The sequence below is a fragment of the Thermococcus sp. 21S9 genome, assembly GCF_012027635.1.
Lineage (GTDB): Archaea > Methanobacteriota_B > Thermococci > Thermococcales > Thermococcaceae > Thermococcus.
The window spans coordinates 888,567-913,475 of record NZ_SNUS01000001.1 but is presented as its reverse complement, the minus strand read 5'-3'; the positions used below and the strand labels follow the sequence as shown (position 1 = coordinate 913,475).

The 24,909-nt window shown below is 49.1% G+C and carries 26 protein-coding genes and 3 tRNA genes; 4 read left to right on the top strand and 25 right to left on the bottom strand.

The annotated features are described in order from the left end of the window. Positions 1–3: 3 nt before the first annotated feature. Together E3E28_RS05205 and twy1 are read right to left on the bottom strand one after the other, a co-directional pair. Positions 4–2,229, bottom strand: coding sequence for a prenyltransferase/squalene oxidase repeat-containing protein (locus E3E28_RS05205; protein ID WP_167914309.1), 2,226 nt, complete (start codon positions 2,227–2,229; stop codon positions 4–6). A gap of 62 nt (positions 2,230–2,291) precedes the next feature. Next, entirely contained in the window at positions 2,292–3,293 is a 1,002-nt protein-coding gene (gene twy1 / locus E3E28_RS05200) for a 4-demethylwyosine synthase TYW1 (RefSeq protein WP_167915223.1), read from the bottom strand. A 123-nt stretch (positions 3,294–3,416) separates the two neighbouring features. Between twy1 and E3E28_RS11235 the strand changes: the two genes are divergently transcribed. After that, a complete protein-coding gene (locus tag E3E28_RS11235; protein WP_277346776.1) occupies positions 3,417–3,551 on the top strand; it encodes a hypothetical protein in 135 nt (44 codons plus the stop codon). On the opposite strand, the gene E3E28_RS05195 is transcribed toward E3E28_RS11235, so the two are convergent. Beyond that, a complete protein-coding gene (locus E3E28_RS05195) occupies positions 3,536–4,111 on the bottom strand; it encodes a HemK2/MTQ2 family protein methyltransferase (protein WP_167914308.1) in 576 nt (191 codons plus the stop codon). The two genes, E3E28_RS11235 and E3E28_RS05195, sit on opposite strands and share 16 nt — an antisense overlap. A gap of 243 nt (positions 4,112–4,354) precedes the next feature. Between E3E28_RS05195 and E3E28_RS05190 the strand changes: the two genes are divergently transcribed. Next, positions 4,355–5,635: a S8 family peptidase gene (locus E3E28_RS05190; RefSeq protein ID WP_167914307.1), complete on the top strand. Its 1,281-nt coding sequence runs from the start codon at positions 4,355–4,357 to the stop codon at positions 5,633–5,635. A 69-nt stretch (positions 5,636–5,704) separates the two neighbouring features. Here E3E28_RS05190 and E3E28_RS05185 read toward each other — a convergent pair whose 3' ends face one another. The 16 genes from E3E28_RS05185 to E3E28_RS05110 all read right to left on the bottom strand — a co-directional run bounded on the left by E3E28_RS05185 (position 5,705) and on the right by E3E28_RS05110 (position 14,041). Then, positions 5,705–5,875 (bottom strand): 30S ribosomal protein S27ae, encoded by a 171-nt coding sequence (locus tag E3E28_RS05185; RefSeq protein WP_015858123.1) that lies wholly within the window; start codon positions 5,873–5,875, stop codon positions 5,705–5,707. A 10-nt stretch (positions 5,876–5,885) separates the two neighbouring features. Continuing rightward, positions 5,886–6,182 (bottom strand): 30S ribosomal protein S24e, encoded by a 297-nt coding sequence (locus tag E3E28_RS05180; RefSeq protein ID WP_167729101.1) that lies wholly within the window; start codon positions 6,180–6,182, stop codon positions 5,886–5,888. Next, a complete protein-coding gene (locus tag E3E28_RS05175) occupies positions 6,172–6,699 on the bottom strand; it encodes a GTP-dependent dephospho-CoA kinase (RefSeq protein WP_167914306.1) in 528 nt (175 codons plus the stop codon). The genes E3E28_RS05180 and E3E28_RS05175 overlap by 11 nt, the downstream gene beginning before the upstream one ends. A gap of 1 nt (position 6,700) precedes the next feature. Continuing rightward, entirely contained in the window at positions 6,701–6,904 is a 204-nt protein-coding gene (gene spt4, locus E3E28_RS05170; protein ID WP_167914305.1) for a transcription elongation factor subunit Spt4, read from the bottom strand. 2 nt (positions 6,905–6,906) lie between these two features. Then, positions 6,907–7,467 carry a DNA-directed RNA polymerase gene (locus tag E3E28_RS05165; RefSeq protein ID WP_042691412.1) on the bottom strand — a complete coding sequence of 187 codons (561 nt, stop codon included), beginning with the start codon at positions 7,465–7,467 and terminating at the stop codon, positions 6,907–6,909. A gap of 30 nt (positions 7,468–7,497) precedes the next feature. Further along, positions 7,498–8,031 carry an inorganic diphosphatase gene (locus E3E28_RS05160; RefSeq protein ID WP_167914304.1) on the bottom strand — a complete coding sequence of 178 codons (534 nt, stop codon included), beginning with the start codon at positions 8,029–8,031 and terminating at the stop codon, positions 7,498–7,500. Between the two features lie 76 nt (positions 8,032–8,107). Further along, on the bottom strand, positions 8,108–9,070 hold the full coding sequence (locus E3E28_RS05155) for a DUF5305 family protein (RefSeq protein WP_167914303.1): 963 nt from the start codon (positions 9,068–9,070) through the stop codon (positions 8,108–8,110). A 2-nt stretch (positions 9,071–9,072) separates the two neighbouring features. After that, the gene (locus E3E28_RS05150; protein ID WP_167914302.1) at positions 9,073–9,945 is read right to left on the bottom strand and encodes a hypothetical protein; all 873 of its coding nucleotides are present in this window, start codon (positions 9,943–9,945) and stop codon (positions 9,073–9,075) included. A gap of 1 nt (position 9,946) precedes the next feature. After that, entirely contained in the window at positions 9,947–11,005 is a 1,059-nt protein-coding gene (locus E3E28_RS05145) for a signal peptidase I (protein WP_167914301.1), read from the bottom strand. Between the two features lie 46 nt (positions 11,006–11,051). Continuing rightward, positions 11,052–11,588: a DUF1102 domain-containing protein gene (locus E3E28_RS05140; RefSeq protein ID WP_167914300.1), complete on the bottom strand. Its 537-nt coding sequence runs from the start codon at positions 11,586–11,588 to the stop codon at positions 11,052–11,054. A 14-nt stretch (positions 11,589–11,602) separates the two neighbouring features. Continuing rightward, the gene (locus E3E28_RS05135; RefSeq protein WP_167914299.1) at positions 11,603–12,205 is read right to left on the bottom strand and encodes a DUF1102 domain-containing protein; all 603 of its coding nucleotides are present in this window, start codon (positions 12,203–12,205) and stop codon (positions 11,603–11,605) included. A 223-nt stretch (positions 12,206–12,428) separates the two neighbouring features. After that, entirely contained in the window at positions 12,429–12,860 is a 432-nt protein-coding gene (locus E3E28_RS05130) for a hypothetical protein (protein ID WP_167915222.1), read from the bottom strand. A 5-nt stretch (positions 12,861–12,865) separates the two neighbouring features. Next, positions 12,866–13,072 (bottom strand): helix-turn-helix domain-containing protein, encoded by a 207-nt coding sequence (locus E3E28_RS05125; RefSeq protein WP_167914298.1) that lies wholly within the window; start codon positions 13,070–13,072, stop codon positions 12,866–12,868. Positions 13,073–13,464: 392 nt separating this feature from the next. Next, positions 13,465–13,540: transfer RNA gene (locus E3E28_RS05120), tRNA-Gln, on the bottom strand. Between the two features lie 335 nt (positions 13,541–13,875). Further along, positions 13,876–13,953, bottom strand: a tRNA-Ile gene (locus E3E28_RS05115). Between the two features lie 10 nt (positions 13,954–13,963). Then, positions 13,964–14,041: transfer RNA gene (locus tag E3E28_RS05110), tRNA-Glu, on the bottom strand. Positions 14,042–14,260: 219 nt separating this feature from the next. Between E3E28_RS05110 and E3E28_RS05105 the strand changes: the two genes are divergently transcribed. After that, positions 14,261–16,528 (top strand): oligosaccharyl transferase, STT3 subunit, encoded by a 2,268-nt coding sequence (locus E3E28_RS05105; RefSeq protein WP_342764473.1) that lies wholly within the window; start codon positions 14,261–14,263, stop codon positions 16,526–16,528. On the opposite strand, the gene E3E28_RS11280 is transcribed toward E3E28_RS05105, so the two are convergent. Next, complete coding sequence (locus E3E28_RS11280; RefSeq protein WP_167914296.1) at positions 16,525–18,672, bottom strand: DUF2206 domain-containing protein; 2,148 nt, start codon at positions 18,670–18,672, stop codon at positions 16,525–16,527. The genes E3E28_RS05105 and E3E28_RS11280 overlap by 4 nt on opposite strands. Before the next feature lie 56 nt (positions 18,673–18,728). On the opposite strand from E3E28_RS11280, the gene E3E28_RS05095 reads away from it, so the two are divergent. Beyond that, positions 18,729–19,862: a glycosyltransferase family 2 protein gene (locus E3E28_RS05095; protein WP_240921654.1), complete on the top strand. Its 1,134-nt coding sequence runs from the start codon at positions 18,729–18,731 to the stop codon at positions 19,860–19,862. On the opposite strand, the gene E3E28_RS05090 is transcribed toward E3E28_RS05095, so the two are convergent. Genes E3E28_RS05090 through E3E28_RS05070 form a run of 5 tightly spaced genes read right to left on the bottom strand, consistent with a single transcriptional unit; the run spans position 19,828 to position 24,906 of the window. Beyond that, the gene (locus tag E3E28_RS05090; RefSeq protein WP_167914295.1) at positions 19,828–20,979 is read right to left on the bottom strand and encodes a glycosyltransferase family 4 protein; all 1,152 of its coding nucleotides are present in this window, start codon (positions 20,977–20,979) and stop codon (positions 19,828–19,830) included. The genes E3E28_RS05095 and E3E28_RS05090 overlap by 35 nt on opposite strands. After that, complete coding sequence (locus tag E3E28_RS05085; protein WP_167914294.1) at positions 20,976–22,136, bottom strand: DUF1972 domain-containing protein; 1,161 nt, start codon at positions 22,134–22,136, stop codon at positions 20,976–20,978. Before E3E28_RS05085 ends, E3E28_RS05090 begins: the two co-directional genes overlap by 4 nt. Before the next feature lie 7 nt (positions 22,137–22,143). Next, the gene (locus E3E28_RS05080; RefSeq protein WP_167914293.1) at positions 22,144–23,055 is read right to left on the bottom strand and encodes a glycosyltransferase family 2 protein; all 912 of its coding nucleotides are present in this window, start codon (positions 23,053–23,055) and stop codon (positions 22,144–22,146) included. 9 nt (positions 23,056–23,064) lie between these two features. Continuing rightward, entirely contained in the window at positions 23,065–23,613 is a 549-nt protein-coding gene (locus tag E3E28_RS05075) for a hypothetical protein (RefSeq protein ID WP_167914292.1), read from the bottom strand. Continuing rightward, entirely contained in the window at positions 23,614–24,906 is a 1,293-nt protein-coding gene (locus E3E28_RS05070) for a DUF58 domain-containing protein (RefSeq protein WP_167914291.1), read from the bottom strand. Positions 24,907–24,909 lie beyond the last annotated feature (3 nt).

The following is a 24,909-nucleotide window of genomic DNA, read 5'->3' as shown; positions in this document are numbered from 1 at the left end:
CCTTCACCCCACGACCTTCTGGATGAACCTGTCGTTCTCGTACGTCAGCACCATCGCGTCGCCCCTTATGTAGCGTATGAAGCCCGTTGTGAAGAGCTCTACGGCCATCCACCTGCTCGATGGTGAGTAGAACACGAAGAGCACGTTTCCGTCCGGTGTGTAGCCCGGAACCAGCACTATCGAGGAGTTCACCGGTGCAGTGTAGTTGGCCACCACTACGTTTCCATTCTCGACGCGGAAGCCGAGGTAGGGGTTGTAGGCGGAGACGTTGTAGCTTCCGTAGGGCGCCACGACTATGTAGTAGCCCTCGCCTATTTCAGTCGTATTGGACACCACAAAGGAGTTCCCGTAGAGCCTGACGAGAGAGTTCACTATATCGTCGGTCTCGTTCTTGGAGAGACCTGAGGTCACGATTGTGAAGAGCTCGGAACCAAGGGCCAGCCTGACGTTATCGAGGGTGACCTTCGGGATGAACTTGTAGCGGGAGAGATACATAACTGCAAAGGCCGTCTCGACGGACTTTCCGTTGATTTCACCGCTCTGCTTGGCCTTGATGACGAAGTTGAGGGTGTCCTTGCTGAAGTTGTAGCCGAACTTCTCCAGCACGTCGGTGACGCGGACGGTCAGCTCAACGGTGGGCTTCTCCTGGATAACGCGACCGCTCACGGGGTCGTAGTAGGGCTTCCAGTAGGCCCAGCCACCGTCAACGCGCTGGGAAACCAGCCAGTCCGCGTGAGGCTTGAGCTTGTCCTCGGGCACGATTCCCTGAAGGGCCTCGATTATCGAAACGGTCGTCATGACGTCGGGCCTCAGCATGTAGGAGAAGTAGGGCGTTGAAACGTAGATTCCCCATCCCCCGTTGGAGGTGCCAAGAACCCACTTAACGGCGCGCTGAATGAGGGAGTCGTTCACCGGGACGCCAAGGTCAACGAGGGCCCTAACTGCGAGTGCCGTCTGGTAGGGCTGGGGGCCGAGGTTGTTGCCCCAGAGGCCAATTCCATAGGGGAGTTGGGAGGAGATTATGTCGTTGATGGCCTTCTCCTTTTCATCCGCCGAGAGGGCGTTGAAGTGGAGCAGTGTCTCAAGGGCGTAGAAGTAGGCGGAGGAGAACCTGTGGGTGCTCACCATCTTCTCCCCATCGACGGCAAGGGCATCCCTGGCCCACGAGAGGGCCTTCTCGATGGACTCGTTGGTCGGAACGCAGTACTTGAGGGCAAGGAGGGCGTAGTATGTTGCCTTCTCGTTTGACGGGCCGGGTTTAACGAGGGGCCAGCCTCCGTCGTCGTTCTGGAGGGCCTTAAGCTCGAAGCATGGGGCGGAGTATGGGTTCTCCTCAACCGGGAGCTGTGGGGTGTACTGCTCAAGGTATGCAACGGCCATAAGCGCGAATGCAGAGGTCTTAACGACCTCGGGAGTTGTGAGGGGGTAAGTTGGCGACGAGAGCCAGTAGGCGTAGTCCCCGGAAACGTTGGCGAGTTCAAGCAGTTTGCTCACGAAGAAGGACGTGGTGAAGTCAAGGGGCCTGACGAGCTCAAGGGCATAAGTGAGCATGGCCCTGTCAAGGGTCGTTATCGAGTCGCTCCTGAGGAGTTCCTCAACGTTGGAAACGATGTCGTCGGGCACGGGGTAGTTAACGGCGTGGAGGGCTATAACCTTGAGCGCAAGAGCCTGGGGAGCGGGAAGGGTCGAAGGAGCGGAGAGGAGGAAGTCGATTGCCCCCTTTACCGGGCTCGCAGTGTAGTAATAGCCGTACTCACCAAGGGCCCAAACGGCCATAACGGTCGGGTAGAATGCGGGAGCACTGCCAGGAACGTAGCCCCAGCCCTTACCGGACGAGGACGTGAGAAGGTAGGACACCGCGCCCGAGACACCCTCAACGAGGGAGGAGCGGTGAACAGGAGAAACGTAAGGCTCTGCCTTGAGAAGGGCGATGAGGGCATAAGAGGTGTCAACCACGTTGCTTGTCTCGTTTGGAAGGTAACCCCACCCGCCATCCGGGTTCTGGAGTGAGAGCAGTTCCATGGCAAGGGAGTCGATTTTATCCACTGAGGTGTTGCCAACGGCCTTCTGAGCACCGGAGAGTGCCATGAGAACGAGGCTCATATCGCGGATGCTTTGAACGTTTGACGAGGCGTCCGAGAGAAAGTTAACACCGCCACTGATTTGGCCAGCGTAAGCGCCGGGAATTACCAGGAGGATGACCATTAAAACCGCCATTATCCTATTCATATACTCACACCCCAACCAAAAATGGAGCGGAAGATAAATAAAGTTTTCCACGTGGCGTGGAATCAATCAGAAATGAACCTTCCCGTCAATCCCCTTCCTCTGCTGTCCACGTCGTCGCGCATGATGAGAACGACCCTGCTCGGCTCGTACTCGTCCTCGATGTGATAGCCCGGCAGGTGCTTCACGAGCTCCTCGGCAAAAGCTCTGATTTCCTCGTGCCTCGGCATGTTGTTGATGGTGAGCCTGTTCCGCGAGAAGCCGACGAACATGTAGGCTTTCGCCTCGACGAACATCGGGTTGGCTATCTTAATCAGCTCGGCGTACTTTTCCGGGCTGTGCATGTTCTCGCCCTTGACGAGGGTGAGCCTTATCACCGTCCTCGTTTCCGCGTCACGCATGAGCCTGAGGGTTTCCTTTATCTTCTCCCAGCCGTCGGGAATCATCGGGACGTTGACGCGATTGTAGGTCTCGATGTCAGGAGCGGTCAGCGAGACGTAGAACTGCGTTGGGAGCTTGTCCTCCCTAATCATTTCCTCCAGCCTTTCGGGAACGGTTCCGTTGGTGACTATGAAGGTAGTGAAGCCCCTCTTGTGGAACTCCTCAACGAGGTCGCCCATGTACGGATAGAGCATCGGCTCGCCGGAGAGGCTAATCGCGGCGTGCTTCGGGTTCCACGCTTCCTCGAACTTCTCCTTCGGAACCTTGGGGTTGCCCTTGTAGCCGACGAGGAGCTTTCTCTGGGCCTTTATGCTCTCCTCGACGATGAAAGCCGGGTCGTCCCAGGGCTGGGGCAGTTCAGTGCCGAGGAAGCCCTCCATCGGGCGCCAGCAGAAGATGCAGTTGTGGGTGCACCAGGCCAAGACGGGCGTCATCTGCAAACAGCGGTGGCTCGCTATGCCGTAGAACTTCTGCTTGTAGCAGAAGCGCCCCTTGGTAAGGCTCTCCTTGAGCCAGTGGCAGAGCTTAACTCCGCTGTGCCTCCCAACGAGCTCGTAGTGCTGTTTCCTAAAGAGGAGCGCGATTTCCTCGGGCATGTTCGGGTTGGCCTTAACCACTATCGCCATTAGTCTCACCTAACCGAAACTCGGGCGAGGTTTTAAAAACCTGATTGGTCGCGACTGTGCATCGTCGAAAATTCCTTCGTCAATCTGCGAAAGGTTTAAAAAGCTAAAGCCGAGCCCACAACCATGATGCGCATAAAACCCGAACCCATGCTCAAGCCGAGGGAGATAGTTCTTTTCCCCAGTGAAGAGCCCGAGGAAGGAAGCGAGAGGCCCAAGGTAAAGCTCCTCCACGAGATAAGGCGCTACCGCCTTGCCTGAACGACCACGATGTCCTCAAAGAAGAGGTGCCTTTTGGCGACGACCTCAGCCCTAAGGCCGACTTTCCGGAAAAGGTTCAGCGTTTCTTCAATCCCGGTTATTGAGCTCTGGACGAGGTAAACCCTGCCCTTTTCGGCCAGGTAATCCGGCACCTCCCGGATGAACCGGTCTATCACCTCCCTCCCGGTTTCCCCACCGACGAGGGCCAAGTCTATTGGCTCCTCCGGCTCACCCGGTAGATAGGGGGCGTTGAACGTTATCACATCAAACCTTCCCGAGACGTTCTCGAAGAGGTCGCTCAGGCGAAACTCGACGTTCCCGATTCCGTTCAGCAGGGCGTTCTTCCTTGCGAGCTCTACGGCCTTTGGATTCACGTCAACGCCGAGGACGTGTTTGGCTTTCCTCGCCATGAGGAGGGCTATCAGCCCGGTTCCGGTGCCGACGTCTAAAGCGGTTTCACCGGGGTTAACTTCAAGGGTCTCGGCGAGGAGAAAGGTGTCCTCTGCAGGCTCATAGACGCTCTCGTCGAGCAGGATTCTGAGGCCGTAGTAATGGGGCATGGTGGCACATTACAGGTCGTGTTTATTGGGCTTTCGGTTTAATCCCTTAGAGTTTCCGAAAAATTTTCGTAATTTCTACCTAAAAAATTGGTATTTGTCAAAATGACGTCGAATAGCAAGCAGGGAGATAAATGTGAAGACGAAAGGTCCGTCCTGTTGACAATGTGACATATGTAAGCTACAAAAGACTTAAGTAGCCCAAACTTGATACGAATGCGCTAAAACCTACAGGGGTGAACGGATATGTGGAAGAAGGCAGTCTTGAGTGGATTGCTCGTTCTGGCACTGGTTCTGTCCCTCTTCGCGGTGCCGGCCGCCGCGAAGGGTAGCGACACGGTTAGGGTGGTTGCCCTTATAGACAAGGACGACTTCAGGGGAGACGCCGTCAGGGGCATTGGCGGTAAAATAGTCTACGAGTTCAAGCTGATTGACGCGGTCGTCATAGACGTTCCCGCGAATGCCGTTGGAAAGCTCGCCAAGCTTGAGGGAGTCAAGAAGGTCGAGTTCGACGCCCAGGCCCAGCTTTACAGGGGAGGCCCGCCGTGGCTCGTTACCGAGCCGACCCAGCCGGCCCAGACCGTCCCCTGGGGAATAGAGCGCGTTAAAGCTCCAGAAACCTGGAACATCACCACCGGCGCCAGCAACGGCGTCATTGAGGTTGCCATACTCGATACCGGAATAGACTGGGACCACCCGGACCTCAAGGACAACATCGCCTGGGGCGTCAGCACGCTCGACGGCCAGGTGAGCACCGACCCCGCTGACTGGTACGACGGCAACGGCCACGGAACTCACGTCGCAGGAACCATCGCGGCTCTTAACAACGACATCGGCGTCGTCGGCGTCGCCCCGAACGTTGAAATCTATGCCATAAAGGTTCTCGACGACAGGGGAAGCGGAACCTACACCGACATCGCAATCGGAATCGAGCAGGCCCTCCTCGGTCCCGACGGGGTCCTTGACAAGGACGGCGACGGAATAGTCGTCGGTGATCCCGACGATGATGCCGCTGAGGTCATAAGCATGTCCCTCGGAGGACCGAGCGACGACGAGTACCTCCACGACATGATAATCAAGGCCTACAACTACGGCGTCGTCATCGTTGCCGCGAGCGGTAACGAGGCCGCCGACCAGCCGAGCTACCCGGCCATCTACCCGGAGGTCATAGCGGTTGGAGCCACCGACTCGAACGATGCCGTTGCCTCCTTCAGCAACCTCCAGCCAGAGGTCAGCGCTCCGGGTGTTGACATACTCAGCACCTACCCGGACGACACCTACGAGACCCTCAGCGGAACCTCAATGGCCACCCCGCACGTCAGTGGTGTCGTTGCGCTCATCCAGGCGGCCTACTACAACAAGTACGGCAAGGTTCTGCCCGTTGGAACCTTTAACGACACCAGCACCGACACCGTCAGGGGAATCCTACATGTTACCGCCGACGACCTTGGAGACCCAGGATGGGACATCTACTACGGCTACGGAATAGTCAGGGCCGACCTGGCAGTCCAGGCGGCTCTTGGCTGATTTCCTCTCTTTTATATTCCCTTCCAAGAAGTTCTCAGAAAAGCCCAGTTCAAAGGAAAGAAAGGGAAATCACTTCTTCCACTCGGTGTAGCCACACCTTCCGCAGGACCAGCGGTCCTTGTGGTTGGCCATGAAGACGCCCGGCCCACAGCGCGGGCAGAACTTGTTCTTCCTGACGACCTTTCCGCCCTTAACCTCGTAGAGCTTCCACTTCTGGCTGGTCTTTTTCTTCTTCGCCATTCACACCACCTCACTCTTCCTCCTTCTGGATGAGGCCGTCCCTAACGAGGATGTACTCGGGCTCGATGTAGAGCATCCTCTCCCTCGTCTCGTAGGCCTTGGCGTAGCCCTTGCTGACGTGGCTTCCGAAGTAGCTCCTGATGTACTGGAGAACGGTGGTGTTCGGGTCGAGGTCGAGCATGGCGACGAGCTTACCCTTCACCGCTTCCCTGCTCGGGGTAGGCTCGCCCTCGTGGATGATGTCGAAGTATATCTCCTTTCTCCCAAGGAGCTTGTTCTCCCTTATCTCGGTCACCTTAATCTCCATCACGAACCACCTCCATCTTGGCAAGTATTTGCGCACACCTGCGCTTGCATTCGGGTGTTACCTTTATAAGCACTACCCCCTCGTCGGGCTGGCCGTAGAGGACGACCGAGTTGAGAGGGGCGTAGAGCACCGCCGGAATCGCCCCCAAATCCTCCTCACCGCTGACGAGTATGTGAACCGGCCTGCCCCGCTCGACGAGGCGGAAGGCCTTTCTGATGGCGTCTAATAAAGCTTTCGTTATGGTTCCAGGGGGATTTGAAACGGTCATGAAGACGGCCTTAGCGTTTATGTCGGGAGAATAGTCGGCCCTCTTCGTCCTGAGGTCGTAGAGGGCAAGGGAAGGAGAAATGCCGAGCTTGAGGACGTTCTCGGTAACGACGTCCCCGACGGTGATTACGGTCTTACCCCTAAGCTCGTCCTTAATCCGAAGGTAGGGCTCCGGAATCGGGCCCTTTATCAGCTCCCCCAGCGGTTCCTTGAGCTCCCGCCGGAGCTCCTCGGTTAGGCGGAACAGCATTTCACCTGACCCTTATGGCGTATTTGCCGGGAACTTTGGCAGCTTCCGGTATGCTCTCGCGGAGCTTCCTGGCAATTTTGCTCTCGGTGTCGAGGATTATGACGAGGTCGAACCAGTCGTCGCTCAAATCCCTGCTCCCGCAGACGGGACAGCGGTCCTCGGTCGTTATGTAGTGGCAGTGCCTGCAGGCCCTCTCCTTCGCCATGCTCACTCCTCCTTGGCCTTTCTCTTCTCCTTCTCAATCCACTCGAACTTTCCGAGACCGGGCTGGCGCATGGTCATGTTAATCTTGTTCTCCCTGATGATTCTGCTCTTGACGCTTATGCCGATTATCCTCGCCCTCACGAAGTCACCGAGCTTGAGAACGCGGTTGGTTTCCTTGCCTATGAACTGCCTGTTCTTCTCGTCGAAGACGACGTAGTCGTCCATGAGCTGGCTTATGTGGACGAGACCGTCCATCGGGCCGATTCTGATGAAGGCACCGTAGGGCATCATCTCAACGACCTCGCCCTCGACGACCTCCTGGTTCTCGGGCTTCCAGACGAGGACGTCGAAGGTTACCTCGTGGTAAGTGGCTCCGTCGCCGGGGACGATTATTCCCTGGCCAACGTCGTGGACGTCGAGGATTGCCAGAATAACTCCCTCGTCCCTATCGTAGATACCCTCGTAGGTCTCACGGAGGACCTTCTTGGCTGCCTCCTTCGGGTCCATCGTGAACATCCTGGGCGGAATCCTGACAACGTCCTTAACCGTCAAAAGCTTGTACATGGCCTGACCTCCAAAAAGAGTTGAAAGGAATCACTCCTTTCCGAACTTCTCCTTGTAGAGCTCTATGGCCCTGAGGATTTCCTTCTTGGCCTCCTCGGCGTTGCCCCAGCCCTCTATCTCGGTAACCTTGCCCTGGAGCTCCTTGTAGCGCTGGAAGAAGTGGGCAATCTCGTCGAGGAAGGCCTTGGGGACGTCGTCTATGTCCTTCCAGTCCTTGAAGTACGGGTCTTCAACGGGAACCGCTAAGACCTTCCAGTCCTTGTCGCCGGAGTCGTTCATCTTCATTATGCCTATCGGCCTGGCCTCAATGAGGGTGAGCGGGTAAACCGGCTCGCGCATTATGACCATTATATCGAACGGGTCGCCGTCGTCGTACCAGGTCTGCGGGATTATTCCGTAGTCCACCGGGTAGAAGAACGGGCTGTAAAGGACCCTGTCAAGCTTTATGAGGCCGGTCTTCTTGTCGAGCTCGTACTTGTTCCTGCTTCCCTTCGGAATCTCTATAAGAGCGTACACAACGTCCGGAACGTTCGGTCCGGGCTCAAGCTCGTGGAACGGGTTCATCTCTAACCACCTCTAACCCTTTTAGAATTCCTAAGGTGGCTTTCCGCTTGGGCTTTTAAAGTTGTTGGTGTCCGGGCTAATTCGCCCGGTACTCGTAAACGGTCTCGCCGTCGGTTATCGCGTAGACGTCAGTCTCGCCGTCGCGGTAGTGCACTATCGGCCTGTCAACGAGCTCAAAGACCCTCTCAAGGTCCTTCGGAGAGGACAGCTCGACGCGCTTCCCGTCGGGGGACGTTCCCTCAACCGTGTACTTCTTCAGGCCCTTCAGCTCCTTGGGCTCTGGTTCCTTCTTCTCGCGCTTGGCGTAGATGAACCCCGCCGGAGGAATCGCGAAGAGCAGTGCCATCGCTGGAAAGACCGTCCTGGCCGTCGAAACCCCCACGTCAGAACCGGCAAAGGAGAGCGAGTTCGTGGTCGTGCTAACGGTTCTCACAACCTTCTGGTACTCCTTGTCCGTTCCGCTGAAGTACAGCATCCCTGATGCGTCGCGGTTCAGGCGGATTTCCTGGACGAAGGGCTCCTGCCCGTTGGAAAGCACCTTAACCGTCACGTAAACCTCCATCTCAGCGCGGTAGAGGCCAGTCCCCTCGCGAACTTTCTTGAGTTGTTCGTTGAGCTCGGTGAAGTTGATAACCAGGGGAACCTCGAATGAACCCGAGAACGTGCCCTTCGAGAGCAGTTGGGTGTCGTTGACGAGGTAGACCTTCTTCTTGCCCGAGGAGACGTAGTAGTTGACGTGGAGGACGGCCTCGTAGCTTCCCCTCGCGCCGTCGGACGAGAACCTGTACTCACCCACGATTGCGGTGGTTATCTTGGACGGGTAATAGGCCAGGGACGTTCCGTTCTTGTACACGGTCTCGTTAGAGAACAGACCGTAATTCGCGAAATGCCCTTCCTGCGTGTAGGCTGTTGAGTAGGTTGCCTTCGTTGTCACGGGCTCCCTTGAGTAGGCAACACCCGAGTAGAGGGCAAAGATGAAGGCGAGGGAAACGGAGAGGGCGAGACCTCCAAGGAGCGCCCGCTTTTTATCAATCTTCATAATCAACGACCTCCAGTTACGTGGACAGTGATTTTATTCGAAACGACGTCGGCACCGCACAGGTGGGCCCCGCAGTTGAGAACGTAGTCGCCCTTGCAGAAGAAAACCGCCCCCATCGGTATGTTCAGGGTAACCGTTTCCCCGTGGGCAACGTGGACGTGCCACACTATCATCCAGCCGGAGCAACCGCAGTGGCCGACGCTAAGGAGCAAATCGGCATTACCCGAACTCGGCTGTGGTAGTCCTACGACGTACACCGCCTTCCAGCCGGGATTCGGGATGAAGTCTTTTATAACGAAATCCCCTTCGGGCCCGTTGTTGGTGAAGTTAAGCTGGAGCGTTATGTCGTTCCAGGCGAAGAGGCTGTAGGTGTATACGTCCCCGACTATGGCCTTCTTCAGCACGTAAGTTGGTCTTTCAACGCTTGCGTACATCGAGCAGTCCTTAATCTGGGCGCTTCCGCCGTCCCACTCCGCGTAAACCGTTAGGGGCACCCCGTAGGTGCCGTCTTCGACGTCATCATCAGCGGAGAAGCTACCCCCTATGGAAACCGACTCCCCAGGGTCGAGCGTGTAGGTTGAACTGTCAACGTCTCCACTAAGCCCATCAGGTAGACCTGAGTAGTTCCCAGCAACGTGAAACGTTATCGGCCGGTCCATCAGGTTCTCCACGGTTATCGCAGTGAACTCCACCCCGGAGCTGGCGTTAACCGGAACCGGGTCTGAAAGACAGCGGTAGGCTATATACGAATCATTCCCTCCCACAACCCCAAACTCAACGCTCCTGCTGGCGGTGTAAGCCCGAAAGTTCCCGCTCGAGCCCACGATGAGGAGCAGTCCGAGGAGGAAGGTTGTAAGGAGTACAAACTTTCTCATGCTAACCATCTCCGAGTACCTTGGAGAGAAGACTTCCCCTCCGTTTTCTGATTCTAAGGATGTCGCCCTCCGAAATCCCCGCGAGACGGTAGAAGACCACGAGCAATCCAGTGAGAAGCAGGGCGTAGGCCACGAGCGGGAGATACGGGCTGAACGAGTACAGGAAGACCACGAGGGAAGCGGGAAGTATTGCGGGGTAAGACCTCACCTGGAACTCCTCGCGGTAAATCCTCGTGTCCTGGGGAACCGTGACGTGAACCGGAACACTAACGCTCGAACCGCCGTCGATGCGGAAGAACGTCGGGCCGAGGAGCTGAACCCTCTCGCTACCACCGCTCACAAAGTAGTAGAACGGGTAAACGGCGTTGTTCGTGACGCTGAGGTTCTTCTCGAAGGTTGAACCTGGCAGGTACCAGCCGTCCCTCTGTCCACCGGCGAGGGTGGAGGAGTAGCTGAAGGCCAGCGTTCCCCACGAGGCCACGGTCACGAAGAGGAAGCCGGCGATTATGAAGACCGAAGCGACCGCGTAGAGTGTCTTAACGCTAACCCGGTAGTACTTAACTCGCTTTTTTCTCTTGGAGCCTCCCGAGAAGGTCAGGAACGCCCCAACGAGGAGCAGAATCGCTATCGCGTAGACGTTGCTGAGTCTCGTTCTTAAGGATTGAACCAGGTCTCCGCCACCCCTGAGGACGAGGGGCTTGCCGAAGAGAACGACCACCTTCCCGGCCACGTCCGACTCCTTAACGGGAGGATACAGACCGTTCTGCTGGTCCGTCGCGACGTTGTTGTCGCCCTTGGTTATGAAGCCGTCCTCGGTAACCGCGAAGATTCTGTGAACCGTCCACCCATCACTCCTGTGAAAGACTATTATGTCGCCGACGTCAAAGTTCCGGGCGAATGGGTTCATCAAGAAGAGGTCTCCCTTGTCTATCGTAGGCGTCATACTGCTTGAGTAAGCGTACGACAGAAACACGGGACGGTCAAGGAAGAAACCGACTAATGAACCTGTGAGAAAGGCAATGACGATGAAAGCAAACGTGAACTCGAGTATTTTCTTCATAGCAACTCCCCCTTAAAGGGGTTGGGGCAAAGGCCCCGAAAAGAAATCACGGTCCGCAGGCTCCGGCAACCGCCGAGATGCTCATCTGGAACTGGTCGAGGCCAAGGGTGGCGTTGGTGTTGTTGAATATCATTCCGACCTTAACGGGGTTTCCGTGCTCAACGGTGAACTGGATGTTGTGAGCCGGTCCGGCGGTCTCGTTCCCGTAGTCGCCGGCGAAGATAAGGACGTTGTCATGCTGGGTGGTGATGGTCACACATATCGGGTAGCTCTCGTTGTCGTTCTCCCAGAGCTCATTGCTGACCTCAAACATTTCCTCGAAGACGTAAGTCGTGTTCGGACTCATTCCCTGACCCGCACCCTCAGGGTAGTTCGGGTTGTTGGCGCTGATGTCAACGTAAAGCTTTCCCGCGTCGTAGGTCACGTAGGGCTGAAGGGCGGTCAAGTCAATAAGCTCGTTGTCGTCTGAGACGACATCAAAGCTCGCCTGCCTATCGGCAGAGTAATACCTGAAGTTGGCTCCGGCTCCAACGGCCAGGAGCATTCCAACCATCAATAAGGCCAATCCAAATAGTTTATTCATCTTTCACACCCCCTTCACTGCCCCGGCTGACCGCACTTGCCGACAAGGTCGCTTGGCTCGGTGCCGAGTCTCCAAGCCTGTATGTGTATGGTGCTACTCTCAGTGGTGTTGAGCGCGGCGTTTCCGACTGTGAAGTCCATACCTACCTTAACGGCCTCTCCAGGACCAACGGTGAAGCAAACATCGTTCTTCGCCATGTCACTGGCGTAAACTGGTGACCCGGTTCCCGGGTAGTACACGTTCTCATCCGCTCCGTAGAACTGTATCGCGGTGTTGGCGTTGGTTATCCTGACGACTATGCTCATGTTGTCCTCCCAGAGGTCGTTGCTTACCTCAAAGACCTCGTCGAAGTTGTACTCCGAGTTCGGGCTGAGGCCCTGGCCGTAGCCTGGGTAGTTCGGGTTGTCAGGGCTTATGTCGACCACCAGAACGCCACCGCTGTTTATGTAAGCGTAGGGCTGAATGGGGGTCAGGTCAATGAGTTCGTTGTCATCGCTGACAATCTTCCAGTGAACGCTCCTCTCAGCGTTGTAGTCCCTGAAGTTGGCTCCAGCCCCTAACACGAGACCAAAGGCCACCAACAGGCCAAAAATTCCAAGGGCAAGATTCTTTCTCATCTTTTTCGCCTCCAGATTAAGGAGGCACTGTGGCAGAGAAGCCAGCGGTGAGAGTGAAGGTTCATCCCTAAACCAAGACACACTCACGACCACTGCAACGGTGAACTCAACGCAGTGCCTCTGCAACCCCGCAGGGTTGCTCACTAATCCCTTGGCCCGTTGGGGTATATATGAAATGTCGGATTAACGGCCGGTAATGGGAGATTACCCAAGAAAAGAAGGGCTAAATGCGCTTCATTTTCCTGTGGTGAATGACGCCAACACCGGCGTAAACCAGTGACGCCAGGGCAAGCTGGAGGTTGTTCAGGTAGAGGGCGGTTATGAAGAACATCAGCGAGAGCCCTATGTAGAAGGAACTCCAGCTTATGTCGTTCTTCTTGACGGTCTCCATATAAACCGTAACGTCGTCGGGCACCTTAACGAGGGTTATGACGCCGTGCTTGAAGGTTATAACACCCTCTCGCTCAAGCTTCGGAATATGCGTCTGAACCAGGCTCACGTAAACGCTCTTCCTGTGCTTCCTGTCAGTGTTCCCCTCGTTCTCGGCTATGTACTCAACCATATCCCTCAGCTCGGCCCTCCCGTCGGACTTCTGGAGGTACTCAATCATGAGCATCCTCCTGCTGTTTCCGAGTATGACCGAGGAGGTCCCCATGGCAATCACCGTGCTAACCTGTAGTGTTTTCTACCGTTGTTGCCGACCCTCGTCTCAACGAGACCGGCCTTGGCCAACCTCCGGAGGGCCCGCTCAACCTTCTGTCTCGTGACGTCAAAACCCCTCTCCGTGAGAAAACGGGTGATGAACGCAACGGTCAACTCCCTTTCCCGGAGCATATCCACCATCTCACTCTCAAAATCCCCACTCATCACTACGACCTCCTGGCCGGAGTAAGACCCGACCTGGGGGAAAATACGGCGGGAGAGTATTTAAACCTGCCCCAAAAGTTCGAAAAAGGATTTTGAACAGACAAGACCCTCAAAAACTGCTTATTTGGAGAAAAGAGTGTTCCCCGGGCGACAACTGCCCAACGGGCGAGAAACCACGTTTTCTGTCGGCAGATGCCGTTGGGCATTTTCCAGGGAACCGCCAGGAATGGACCTCCAAAAGTCCCAACAGTGAGAACAAAACGGAGAAATAAGTCACAAAATTGGACGAGTTAGGATAAACGCCAACGGCAAGAATACGTCTTGAAGTATAACATAAGGTTCGAGAAGGGAATTTAAGAGAGGGGGTTCGGGGTTCTGGAGCCCTTAAACGATGGTAGCCCCGCGGGGATTCGAACCCCGGTCGCGGGATCCAGAGTCCCGCATGCTTGGCCGCTACACCACGGGGCTGTGCCCGTTGAATAGCTAAAGGGGAGGATTTATAAATTTTACTCCTCCGCAAGCTTTGCTTGCGCAAAGCTTGACCAAAATGGCCTGACTATCTGAAAAGGTAAGGGAAAGTTGCATGCTTCATCAAGCACCCCCATAGTTTTGGGGTTACTTCTAGGATAGCTTTGAGAGGAAGTGTTCAACTAAAAGGGCGCCCAAAGGGCGCTAATGAAGGAAACACACTGAGGAATAGCAAGCTTAAAAGCAACCCCTTGTGAAAATCGGCCATTCCAAAAAGCATGCCCACTTTGATGAAACTTTTCATCCGCCAGCGCTTTCGTCAGAAAGGGCTGTACTGGTGGGCCCGCGGGGCTTCGAACCCCGGACCTCCCGCTTATCAGGCGGGCGCTCTGACCAGGCTGAGCCACGGGCCCGTAAGAATTCTGGTGCCCCGGCCGGGATTTGAACCCGGGTCGCGGGATCGAGAGTCCCGCATGATTGACCGGGCTACACCACCGGGGCGTGTCCGAGATTAAGGGCGAGGGAGGGTTTAAAAAGTTTTCGGTTGGAGGAGCTTCATTATAGTCTTATAACTACCCTGATTAGCAATGTATCTCTTGCGAAATTCTTTTAATTGCCATACTCACAAAAAGCAAAGGGAATAGTATGAAAGAAAAGAGAACACCAATCAACAAAATTGCCTCAATAGCCAACACAAAACCAAAACTTGAGTTTCTAGCCGTGATACTCATTGCATTCATAATCCGTCTTCTTCCGATGCGCTTCAAGTACCTCCTCGGTTACGACCCGTTCTTTCACCTCGCCTACATCCGCTACGCCATAACTCATGGCTGGGTGAACTTCTTCCCCTACGCCCTCGGTCCCTGGGGATTCCAGGTAAAGCTTTCTCATCCCCTCGGCCTGTGGATGGTTCCTGCCTTTGTCTACAAGCTCCTCCACCCGTTTGGCGTCTCGCTCTTCAATGCCTTCCGGCTTACTCCCGTCATATTCGGCGTGCTCACTGTGGCCTTAGTTTACACGGCGGTGCTCAGGCTTTACGGTAGAAAGGAGGCACTGCTCTCCTCGCTGATTCTGGCAGTGAGCTTCGGCCACGTGTTCCGCTCTATGGCCGGTTATTACAGGGGAGACAACTACATGCTCTTCTGGTACAGCGTGGCCCTCCTCGGAATCGCCCTCGGGCTGACGTGGACGCCTAGGAGGTGGGGATACGAGCGGTTCGCGCTTTACCTGATTCCGGGAATAGCGACGGGCCTATCGGCGATATTCTGGCAGGCGTACTACCCGATATTCGCCTTCGTCCTGGCAAACGGAGTCTTGCTATCCATCGGCGCGTTCCTCATCGGAAATGACCGAAGGATTGTGGACGGAATCTGTGTAACCCTTTCAACGGCCCTTGGAGCGGTAATAGCCAACGCCCTCGGCGGGATATTCGGCTACGGCATGACTGGCTACAATAAGATACTGGGTAAAGAACTCGCGAAGGAGTTCGGGCTTAACTTCGGATTCATAAAAGACGCATTCCTCCTGCTCTACCTGAAATACGCCGTCGTCCTCGCAGTTGCAGTGGGGATAACTCTCCTCATCGTTGCGAGGTTCGTTAGGGACTGGAAAACCCGACTGTCCCTCGTGGCGGTTGTCTCACTGGTTGCGATTGCGGTTTTCGTTCATTACTGGGGAGTCCTCCAAAATCTCGTGGACAAGGTATTCCACACGGCCCCAATAGTGGAGACCCAGAGAACAGGACTGAGGGACCTGTGGACAGCGTACGGGCTGGCGTTCTTCGCAGTTCCGGTGTTTGCACTCAGCTTTCGGAGGAAACATCTCGCCGACTACGTTATACTCGGACTGGCGGTTGTCTCTGTCCCGATGTTGCTGATTTGGACGAGGTTCCTCTTCATTGGCTCCATCGCGGTGGCCGTTATGGCCGGCGTTGGGCTGGTTGCTGTCTACGAGAAGCTGAAACCCCTCGCCGTATCGAAGAGGCTCGGCGCCCTTGCCCTCACCCTCATCATTGCCATCGTCCCGGCCACGACGGCGTACACGGGGTTTCAGAACGCCCTCTCAGTCAGACCCATAGTAAACGACAACTGGGCAACGGCCCTCCACTACCTAGGAAACCACTCGAACCTCAACGACGTCGTCCTTACCTGGTGGGATGAGGGGCACTGGGTAACTTACTTCGCCGAGAGGGCACCGGTTGCGCAGGGAAGCCCGAGCAAGTTCGTCGCAGACTATTACCTTGGAAAGGTCTCGGAAAGGGCCCTTATGAACCTCGGAGTCGACTATGTTATCGTCTCCCTCGACGCCGTCGAGAAGTTCGAGGCGATACTCCAGACTGCCGGCGAGAGCGGGTACGCGATGGTCGTCCTCAGGCCCGTTTCAACACCGGGCGTTCTCACCTTCTCGGCGCCGGGATACACCGTCATGGCAACCCCCGGAGAGAGATGGGACGTGAGGGTCAGGATTGGGAACGCGTGGGGAATCCCGGCGGGCGTTTTCGTTGAAAAGGGAAAAACTGTTGAGGAAGTCCCGCTAAGGGAACGGCCAACCCTCGGTGCATACGTTTACATAAACCTTAACTACGGCTACGCGGTGCTGATGAACGAAAAAGCCTTCGAGACGCCCTTAGCGAAGCTCATGTTCACCAACCAGTACTCAAGCGACTACCGGCTCCTCTACACAGACGGGGGGATGGTCAAGATATTCCGCTTCGTGCATCCCAACGTCATCGTAACTGCCGAAAACGGCTCCATTGTGCTGAGGTTCGAGAACGCGACTGGAACAGGTATAGGTATCTGGGGTTATCTTGATAACGGGACATTGATAGAAGGAAAATGGATTAATGTAGCAAAAAAAAGAGAGTTGATCGTATCAAAATACTCTAATGTTTCAATAATACAATATACATACGTTAAAGGAAAAACAGTTTTAGATAGGGGGGTATTTAGAATAAAAGACATAATAACATATGAAAACAATAGATCTTAACGCGTATAATAGATATAGACCGCAGTAGAAGAATATATTTTTTGGGCATGTAATAGATAAGGCATTAGTTGTGCCATCGGAAGATATATTGTTAAAGATATGGAAGTACTGGGGAGAACACAGACTATTTTTTTATAATTAATTTCGAAACTATTAAAATATACATATGCTTTAGCTACCGGGAGATTAATAATTACACCATGACGGCATTTGAAGTACACCTTACCAATAGGTTGCCCAAGTAGATTTAAAAAAAGTAGAGAAGAATATTGATCAGAGTACACCCTTAATTCTATTTGTTTATGAAGGGCCAACCAGCCAGCTCCCACAATTTCTGGAGAGGTCCAGTATGGACCAACAGACTTAGTTAGCCACATAGGAGGCTTTGGATCATTGGCAACAACCATCATAATCCCAGAATTAAAAAGAAAATAAATTATTAAAAAGACAGCTGAAAGTTTAAGAGAATTCACTCTAGATTTAATAGCTTTATATTGTTTCCTCTTTCTTAAAATAATCGTGCGGAAAAGTGATATAAAACATAAAATTCCAATAACAAAATAAGGAGCTAAAAAAAACAAAGTGATTTGATATAATCGTGCTGTATTCAAACGGTTAGAGAAAAAGGGAACAGCAATTCCCGCTAAATCATACATCAAAAAAACTATAGATAGACCATAAAATTCCAAATTGTGTTTTTTATCAGCGTAAAATAATTGATATAACACTCTGAGCATACCAAGTAGTATAAAAATCAAAGCCAAAAGATTTATCCATTTTGCTATTTGTCGTATCGGGGTCAATTTACCAACTAATAATGAGAGACCTTGAGAATATTGAGGATTAAAGAGATATTGAATATACGAAAAAGTCTGATAAACAATGTTAGTCAGGTTTCGAAATTGAAAACCTCCCCCCGTATACATATACCATAATAATGTTATTATCCAAAACAGAGCGACAGACTTAGAGTCTATATACTTCTTGTAAAATTTTAATTTAATAAAACTAAAAACCACTGCCAACACTAACAATGCAAACATTAAAAGATACGCAGTTCCATAATGAGAAATCGCAAGAGATACTATGAATAGCAAAAATAGTTTTTTATCAAGTCTTGTTACAATAGAATATATAATAAGTGATAGATACAACTCAGCAATCATTTGTCTTGCCAATGCAAGCATATTTACAAAGAATGCAGGAATAAACATAAAAAACAAAACCGAGAATACTGCCATTCTTTTATCGCGTAACAATTTGAGATAAGATACATACAGAACAACAGGGACAAAAGATAACAAAAAGGGGTATACTAATTTGAATATCCATATCAAACTTTTGTTTAGAACTAGTGAATAAATCGGAGCCAAAATATTAACACTAGCAACCACATTATATTGATTATACTCATTAATGTTCCAAAATCCATTCATAAGTACAGATTTCGCCCAATGGTACTCCCCATTAATATCGTATCCCCATATATAATTCCAAGAAATCCCAAAGGTTGTAGACAGGATTAAGGAAAGAGATATTAACCAAAGTGCAAGGGTATAATTGAAGGCATCTGTCACAAGGAAAATTAAGGGGGTGATTGAAATAACAATATAAACTACTAAAAGACCAATATTATTGTGTGAGATATTAAAATAATATGCAGATAAAAGGGACAAAATAGGAAGCAAAACAAAAAAAAGATCTAGATAGTTAAATGTTAATTTAATTTTAATACTTATTACTCTATGTGCAGGATTTGTATGTCCATCCAATATACAAAAGAACAATAAGAGTATTACAATGGTGATATTCAACACTAACATTACGTAGCGAATTGAGAATGGGGAGGTAACCCCTAACAAAGGGAGCACAAACTCAATAAAAAGCCCCCACAGGAGGGTTATTGATATACTAATCCCAATACTCAAAAAAAGTGTTTCAGATAGATTATGTAATTTTATATTAAGAACTTTCAATAAAAGGTATCCCTGAAGAAATAACAGAAGAATAGCGCCTGAGAATAACCTCAGGGGATATGCCATAGATATAAGAGAATCATACAACGAGGCAAGTAAAACGGAAAGATCTAGCCCAACCACAAGAGCCAATGTGAACATAACCAGTAATCTCTTCCTCACACTCACACCCAAGGCAAGAAGTATCCGAAATGTTTAATAGTTTTTTGGACATCTTATTAATAATGCCGCCACGAGTTTCGATAATCATTTTAAATTGGAAAAATTGGGGAGACACTATTGAATGTTTAGAATCTGTGTACCGGTTAAAGTACACAAATTATGATGTCATTATAGTGGATAACGGGTCAGATGATGAATCAGTAACAAAAATCAAGGAATATGCTCGAGGTAATATCAAGATAACCTCAGACTTTTTTAAGTATTCCATATGGAATAAACCAATTAAGGTATTTGAACTTGATGAAACAGAAGCAAGAGTAGGGCGATTCAATAAAAGAATCTATGAGAAATATGATCCCGACAGAAGAATGATTATAATTAGAAATCATGAGAATTATGGATACGCAGGAGGCAATAATACAGGAATTAAGTTCGCACTTAGCGTGTTATCCCCCAAATATATCTTAATTTTAAATAATGATACAGTTATTGCTCCTGATCTAATAAATAAATTAGTCAAAGTTGCAGAGCAGGATAACAGAATTGGTATTGTTGGGCCTAGGGTGAATTATTATAACTATTTAGGACACAAGGATATAGTACAATACTGTGGATCAATTTTTAAGATATTATTCCTCCGTAAACAAATTATAGGCCATAAGAAAAAACAATGCATCTACAAAAATCCCATCGATACTGATGAAGTATATGGTGCATGTATGTTAATAAAAGAGAATATCCTGTATGACATTGGATTATTTGATGAGAACTTTTTTGCGTATTGGGAAGAAACAGATATGTGTTTTAATACCAAGAAACAAGGATATATACTAAAGATTGTTCCAGGTGCTACAATTTGGCATAAAATTGGGTCAAATAATGATTCTGAAAAGCGTGTTAGTATCTTAGCATCATATCTATTTGGTAGGAATATGATTTATTTTACACAAAAAAATTTAAACGGAATAACAAAATTTGTAAACTTATTATATATTTTAACGTTAAAAACAGTGACCTTATGGTTGATATATGTATTACACTATGCAAATCCAATAGCAGCTATTAGTTTCACATTGGGCATATTAAAAGGGATCAAAAATGAACGAGGAAAACCATGTTGCAAGCTATTCAACAGTTATAATATGAGTTGTAAATCTTCTATTAATCATTCACTCGATATGTCCACTGACTATTAAGTAAAGAAAAATAGACATTCTCATAGTCTTTGACAACCTGATCCCATGGTCTAATTCGCTTACTAAAGGGTCCCACTCTGATATTAGTAGTAGTAATATTCAATATGATACTAGCAACTTCTACAGGATCCGGGGGGTAATCCACTCCAAAACAGCCAGGTTCAATTAGGAACTCTTTAAGCGCTGCTTTTTTTGAAACTATAACAGGGGTGCCTAACGCTAAAGCCTCGGCCACTGTTATACCATAAGCCTCTGATTCAGATAGAAGTAACAATACATCAGCATTTTTAATGATGTCAATTAATAATTCTCTACGTAAAAAAGGATACCATATAATGTTATTTTGAATATTTAAGGTCTTTGCTAATTTATGGAGGGCTTGCTTTTCAGGGCCCTCCCCAATGATTATAAGATAGACATCTCTTATGTTGAAATCATAAATTAGACTATGCAAAGTTCTAAGAATGTGGTCAACTCTTTTTCGTTTTATCAAGTATCCAGAGTAAACGAGGTACAATCGCTTTTTTTGTCGAGTCGGTTTTTTTATACTAACATTGTCAACTCCATGGGGAATTATAGATATCCTTTCCTTACTTATGCCAAATAACCGAGTAATATTTTCAGCCTCAAATTTAGAATGGGAAATTATATGATCTACAATTCTAAAAGTAGATGCACCGATAAGTGAATTGTAAAATCGCCATAGATATTCACCAATGAAAGTACTTCGAGAAACATCAAGGTGAGGTGAAAATATCATTGGAATTTTTGGAGAGTAAAACTTGATAAAATGAATAACTTCATGAGAAAACAAACTATGATACCCATGAATATGGACAATATCTGGACTAAAAGTTGATAATATTCTCTTTATTAATTTGAGATTTTTTACATCAAGACCATATAGAGTGCTCCTAAGGGGATATCCTCTAATTAATATAGAATCATTAGTTAAAGATACCTGCTCAACTATTTTTTCAGAATAAGAAGGATTAAACACAACCACTTTATGACCCCATTTAGAAAGCCATTTAGCAGTTTCAAATACTACCCTATTTATACCTCCCGGCGCCGTTGTTTCCATATAGTTTACTAAAAGAATTCTCACGGCTTTCACCTACCAATGCTATTAAATACCTTTGCATACTCTCTTGCAATTTTTTCCCAATTGTATTGTCTTCTTATTCGGATAATCTGGCTTTTTCTTATGCGTTTTAAGTTATAACCACCCTCTTCAAGCAGGTTCATTTTCTTTGCCAAGTCCTCGGCGTTTTTGAAATAAATTCCTCCATCACGAAGGACTTCCTTATTAAATGGAACATTATACGCAAGGATAGGTCTTTTAAACAACATCTGCTCAAGGAGGGAAGGATTTGTTCCACCTACCTCATATGCGTGGATATAAGCAAAACAGTTCTTTCTTAAAACCCCAAGAATATCTTTATCATAAATAGGATCAAGGAACAAAATATTATCATTATCTCCTCTTAACTTAAATAGATATCTAGTATAAGCATCATTTATATTAAAATTCCCAATTATAGCCAACTTTTTGTATGAATCCGCCATATTAAAACCCTCAATTTCTAAATGGATATTGTTTTCAGCAACAATACGAGCAACTGTTAAATAGTAACCGTTCGGTTCAAGACTAAACCTTTTGAGTATATCAACCTCATCCTTCCACGAATATTTAGAAGGGATTAGTTCCCTTGCCCCATATGATATATATACGATTCTCCGGGGATTGTGATATTTTTTCAGGTATTCTTTAATCCCTACAGAGTCTGCAATTACAATATCAGGAAGTTTACATGATAGGTATTCCATTACGAACATGTAAATCATTGTGGACAAATACAGAGGTAGTAAATATGGCGGGACAAACAAACTTCGCTTTATCAAACGTTTCCATTCAATGCCATCAGGGTTTATGACAAGCCTTTTCTTTGCAAGTCTAGCAAGAATCGCTGCAAGAGCTCCGTCTGGGGCCACATAATACATAATATCAATATCACCCGAATGATATTTTAACAAGATGAGAGTAGCAAGTAGATCATTAATAGATGGAATAGTTGTACTTTTTCCCTGAATAGATGGAACATGAACTCGGATGACTCCATTGTATTCGTCTTCGTGAAATTTATCGGATTCACAGGTAACATATATTGTAAATCCTCTACTAGATAACCTCGTTGAAATTTCCTCAACAAAAGTTTCGGTGCCCCCATATTTACCAGGAATCCCCCTAGAACCAATTAAAGCGATTCTCATAGATAAATCACTCCCCCACCATTTTCGCTAACACATTCAATGTTAATCCTGCAATAAACAATTGTATCCCAATTATTACAAAAATTCCTGCACCAATTGCTTGGGTTAGATAAACACGTCCACCATTGTAATAGGGTTCTAACGCCAAGTACCCCAAAATCCCAGCTATAATAAAGGATATTATACTTAAAGTCCCAAAAAGCAGTAGTGGCCGTTTATACCCGATTAATCCTACAATACTAGCTAAAACACCGAGTCCATGAGAAATTGGATTCTTTTTATGCTTTTTGGGAACATCATAGCGAACACTTATAGGAACTTCCCTCAATCTAATACCATTATCGCTAGCTTTAACTATCATATCAGTTTCTATGGAATAACCGTCCCCACGTAGATCTAGTTTTTCGAGAGCACTCTTATTCAATGCCCGAAATCCACTCTGAGAATCAACTTCAACGCTTGATGCAACTTTGGTGGTTTTATTCAAAACCCAAAGACCGACTCGTCTATATAAAGGAATCTCTTTTTTACTGCCGTTTAAATACCTAGACCCAATCACAATATCTGCCTCGCCTTTGATTATTGGCTCAACTAGTAAAGGTATTTCATCCGGATTATGCTGACCATCTGCATCAATTGTTATAACAATTGAATAACCCCTACTCAAAGCATATTCAAAGGCAGTTCTAAGTGCCTGGCCTTTACCCATATTCCTCTCATGCCGTATAACGATTGCACCAGCTTCTTTAGCTATCTCAGAAGTTCTATCCGATGAACCATCATCTACAACTAAAACATCTCCATATTTACGAGATAAAAGCACAATTGAGCCTATAGTCAACTCCTCATTATATGCAGGGATTACTATCAGCACATCATTCTTGAGGTTAGTAACCTCCTTCCAAGGTGACGCTGTCATTGTTTGTCCTCACTGTCCATCAAACAGTAACACCTTTTTAAAGTTTTTCCAAAAGAGAAGTAATGAAAACGTAAAAATACCAATGGAGGCAATAACTGCCACTTGAACTAGAGAGGAGCCAGCGTAATCTAGGGTTTCTCTAAGCAGGGTAAATGCCACAATTATAACCCCCATGACTGCGTTGGCAATCCGTCCAAACCTCACTCTGGAGACCAGAACAACCACCCCACCAACAATCAGTGACTCCGGAAAGATTGCTCCAAGGAGAATAAAGGGAACCGCAATTAACTCCCTTCTTCCCGGCAGGAGCCGTTCCGTTAGAACGTCGTCAAGGAGAACAATGAAGGCTATGGAAAAGGAAAGGACCGCAATCAATGAGGAGTAAGAGTACACCGTCGAAACCTGAACGGAGTTGCCAAGATAGAGGGCATAGAGAAAGAACGCGACTAGTCCAGCGTCCCTTTTCTTCAACGAGAGCAACCAGGGTACTATCGAAAGCGCTCCCACGTAAGTTCCGGCCCAGTAACTGGCGATTATCGAGAGTAAAACACCAATCATTCACATCACCTTTGATATCTCCCTGAGGTAATCGCTTGGGCCAAGGTCAATTGTGGGAACGAGGGCATTGAAGCGTTTTATAAGTCTCTCCCTTTCTTCATAAGCTTTGTAAAGTCTCTCAAGGGTTTTCTCGTCGAGCGTCCCGGAGTAGAACAGAATCGGATTTGGGGAGAGTATTAGGACCCCGTGCTTTTTCCTAGCCTCTGAAACAGCTCGATAAACATCTCTTGGATTGCTAAGGTCGGTTATGAGTATTATAAATGCCGGACCTTTAATGAGGGAAAGAGCTTCAAAGATTCCAGACAAACCGCTTCTGCCCTTTATCATAGGAAATACCTTTTTGAGGAACTCCCTGGCTCTGAAACCAACGTTGGGGGAGAACTCGAACCTAAGGCTCATGACTTTCCTCTCGTGCTTTATGCCAAGACTTCTCCGGATGGCTTCGAGTTGAGTCCAGCCCTTTCTTGCGGGCAATAATTTAGCACTTTTTTCATCATAGATAACCAGTCCAACGTTGTAGTTATCAAGAAGCACAGAAGCCAGCTGGAGAACGAGAGTTGAACCATAGTCAATTTTTGCCCGTCTTATACCTTTCCGCATCTCGCGGGTGTTATCGAGAAAAATATAAACATCAACATTATCCTCCCTAAGGAACTCTCTCACTATAAGCTCACCAAGCCGGAGACTAGCCTTCCAGTCTATCCTTCTAAAGTCGTCACCGTGTTGATATTCTCTTAAATCTTTGAAGTCCAAACTCTCAAGGCCAAAAAAACGTCCGGCCCTATAAAGCTCAGCCAAACGAAGGTTTCTGTCAACTTTCGCCTCTTCTTTCAACTCTTCCAATGAGGGGTATGCTTGAAACTTAGCCCCTTCGAGAGTCAGCTCATCAAAGTAGAGTCCATGCCATTCCTCAATTCTAAGGGTAATTCTATCTATAGAAACCTCACCCTTTTCAAGGACCTTCATACGGCCAATTAGGGTTTTTTCCTCACCCTTAACGAGAAGAGACTCAGGAAACTCAACGATTAATCCCCTCGCAGGAACTTCCGGACAAAGCCTAACAATACTACCAAAGTTCTTAACATTAAGTTCCAGAGGATACTCTCTACCCACCTCAAGAGGACCCTCAGGGAAAGTTACTGAGGTACTAACGGCGAACTCCGTGGAGGAGCGGAGAAAGAGCAAGTAGAGTAACATCACTAGACCGAGAAATCCCGGGAGGACATTGCCCAAGAGATAGCCCTCAAGCATTAGGAGGAATGCCGTCATCACGAGGAAGTCTTCCCTCTTCATGCG

Coding starts and splice junctions, on each gene's coding strand:
- E3E28_RS05205 (WP_167914309.1), bottom strand. CDS start 2,229: ATGAATAGGATAATGGCGGTTTTAATGGTCATCCTCCTGGTAATTCCC.
- twy1 (WP_167915223.1), bottom strand. CDS start 3,293: ATGGCGATAGTGGTTAAGGCCAACCCGAACATGCCCGAGGAAATCGCG.
- E3E28_RS11235 (WP_277346776.1), top strand. CDS start 3,417: ATGATGCGCATAAAACCCGAACCCATGCTCAAGCCGAGGGAGATAGTT.
- E3E28_RS05195 (WP_167914308.1), bottom strand. CDS start 4,111: ATGCCCCATTACTACGGCCTCAGAATCCTGCTCGACGAGAGCGTCTAT.
- E3E28_RS05190 (WP_167914307.1), top strand. CDS start 4,355: ATGTGGAAGAAGGCAGTCTTGAGTGGATTGCTCGTTCTGGCACTGGTT.
- E3E28_RS05185 (WP_015858123.1), bottom strand. CDS start 5,875: ATGGCGAAGAAGAAAAAGACCAGCCAGAAGTGGAAGCTCTACGAGGTT.
- E3E28_RS05180 (WP_167729101.1), bottom strand. CDS start 6,182: ATGGAGATTAAGGTGACCGAGATAAGGGAGAACAAGCTCCTTGGGAGA.
- E3E28_RS05175 (WP_167914306.1), bottom strand. CDS start 6,699: ATGCTGTTCCGCCTAACCGAGGAGCTCCGGCGGGAGCTCAAGGAACCG.
- spt4 (WP_167914305.1), bottom strand. CDS start 6,904: ATGGCGAAGGAGAGGGCCTGCAGGCACTGCCACTACATAACGACCGAG.
- E3E28_RS05165 (WP_042691412.1), bottom strand. CDS start 7,467: ATGTACAAGCTTTTGACGGTTAAGGACGTTGTCAGGATTCCGCCCAGG.
- E3E28_RS05160 (WP_167914304.1), bottom strand. CDS start 8,031: ATGAACCCGTTCCACGAGCTTGAGCCCGGACCGAACGTTCCGGACGTT.
- E3E28_RS05155 (WP_167914303.1), bottom strand. CDS start 9,070: ATGAAGATTGATAAAAAGCGGGCGCTCCTTGGAGGTCTCGCCCTCTCC.
- E3E28_RS05150 (WP_167914302.1), bottom strand. CDS start 9,945: ATGAGAAAGTTTGTACTCCTTACAACCTTCCTCCTCGGACTGCTCCTC.
- E3E28_RS05145 (WP_167914301.1), bottom strand. CDS start 11,005: ATGAAGAAAATACTCGAGTTCACGTTTGCTTTCATCGTCATTGCCTTT.
- E3E28_RS05140 (WP_167914300.1), bottom strand. CDS start 11,588: ATGAATAAACTATTTGGATTGGCCTTATTGATGGTTGGAATGCTCCTG.
- E3E28_RS05135 (WP_167914299.1), bottom strand. CDS start 12,205: ATGAGAAAGAATCTTGCCCTTGGAATTTTTGGCCTGTTGGTGGCCTTT.
- E3E28_RS05130 (WP_167915222.1), bottom strand. CDS start 12,860: ATGGGGACCTCCTCGGTCATACTCGGAAACAGCAGGAGGATGCTCATG.
- E3E28_RS05125 (WP_167914298.1), bottom strand. CDS start 13,072: ATGAGTGGGGATTTTGAGAGTGAGATGGTGGATATGCTCCGGGAAAGG.
- E3E28_RS05095 (WP_240921654.1), top strand. CDS start 18,729: ATGCCGCCACGAGTTTCGATAATCATTTTAAATTGGAAAAATTGGGGA.
- E3E28_RS05085 (WP_167914294.1), bottom strand. CDS start 22,136: ATGAGAATCGCTTTAATTGGTTCTAGGGGGATTCCTGGTAAATATGGG.
- E3E28_RS05080 (WP_167914293.1), bottom strand. CDS start 23,055: ATGACAGCGTCACCTTGGAAGGAGGTTACTAACCTCAAGAATGATGTG.
- E3E28_RS05075 (WP_167914292.1), bottom strand. CDS start 23,613: ATGATTGGTGTTTTACTCTCGATAATCGCCAGTTACTGGGCCGGAACT.
- E3E28_RS05070 (WP_167914291.1), bottom strand. CDS start 24,906: ATGAAGAGGGAAGACTTCCTCGTGATGACGGCATTCCTCCTAATGCTT.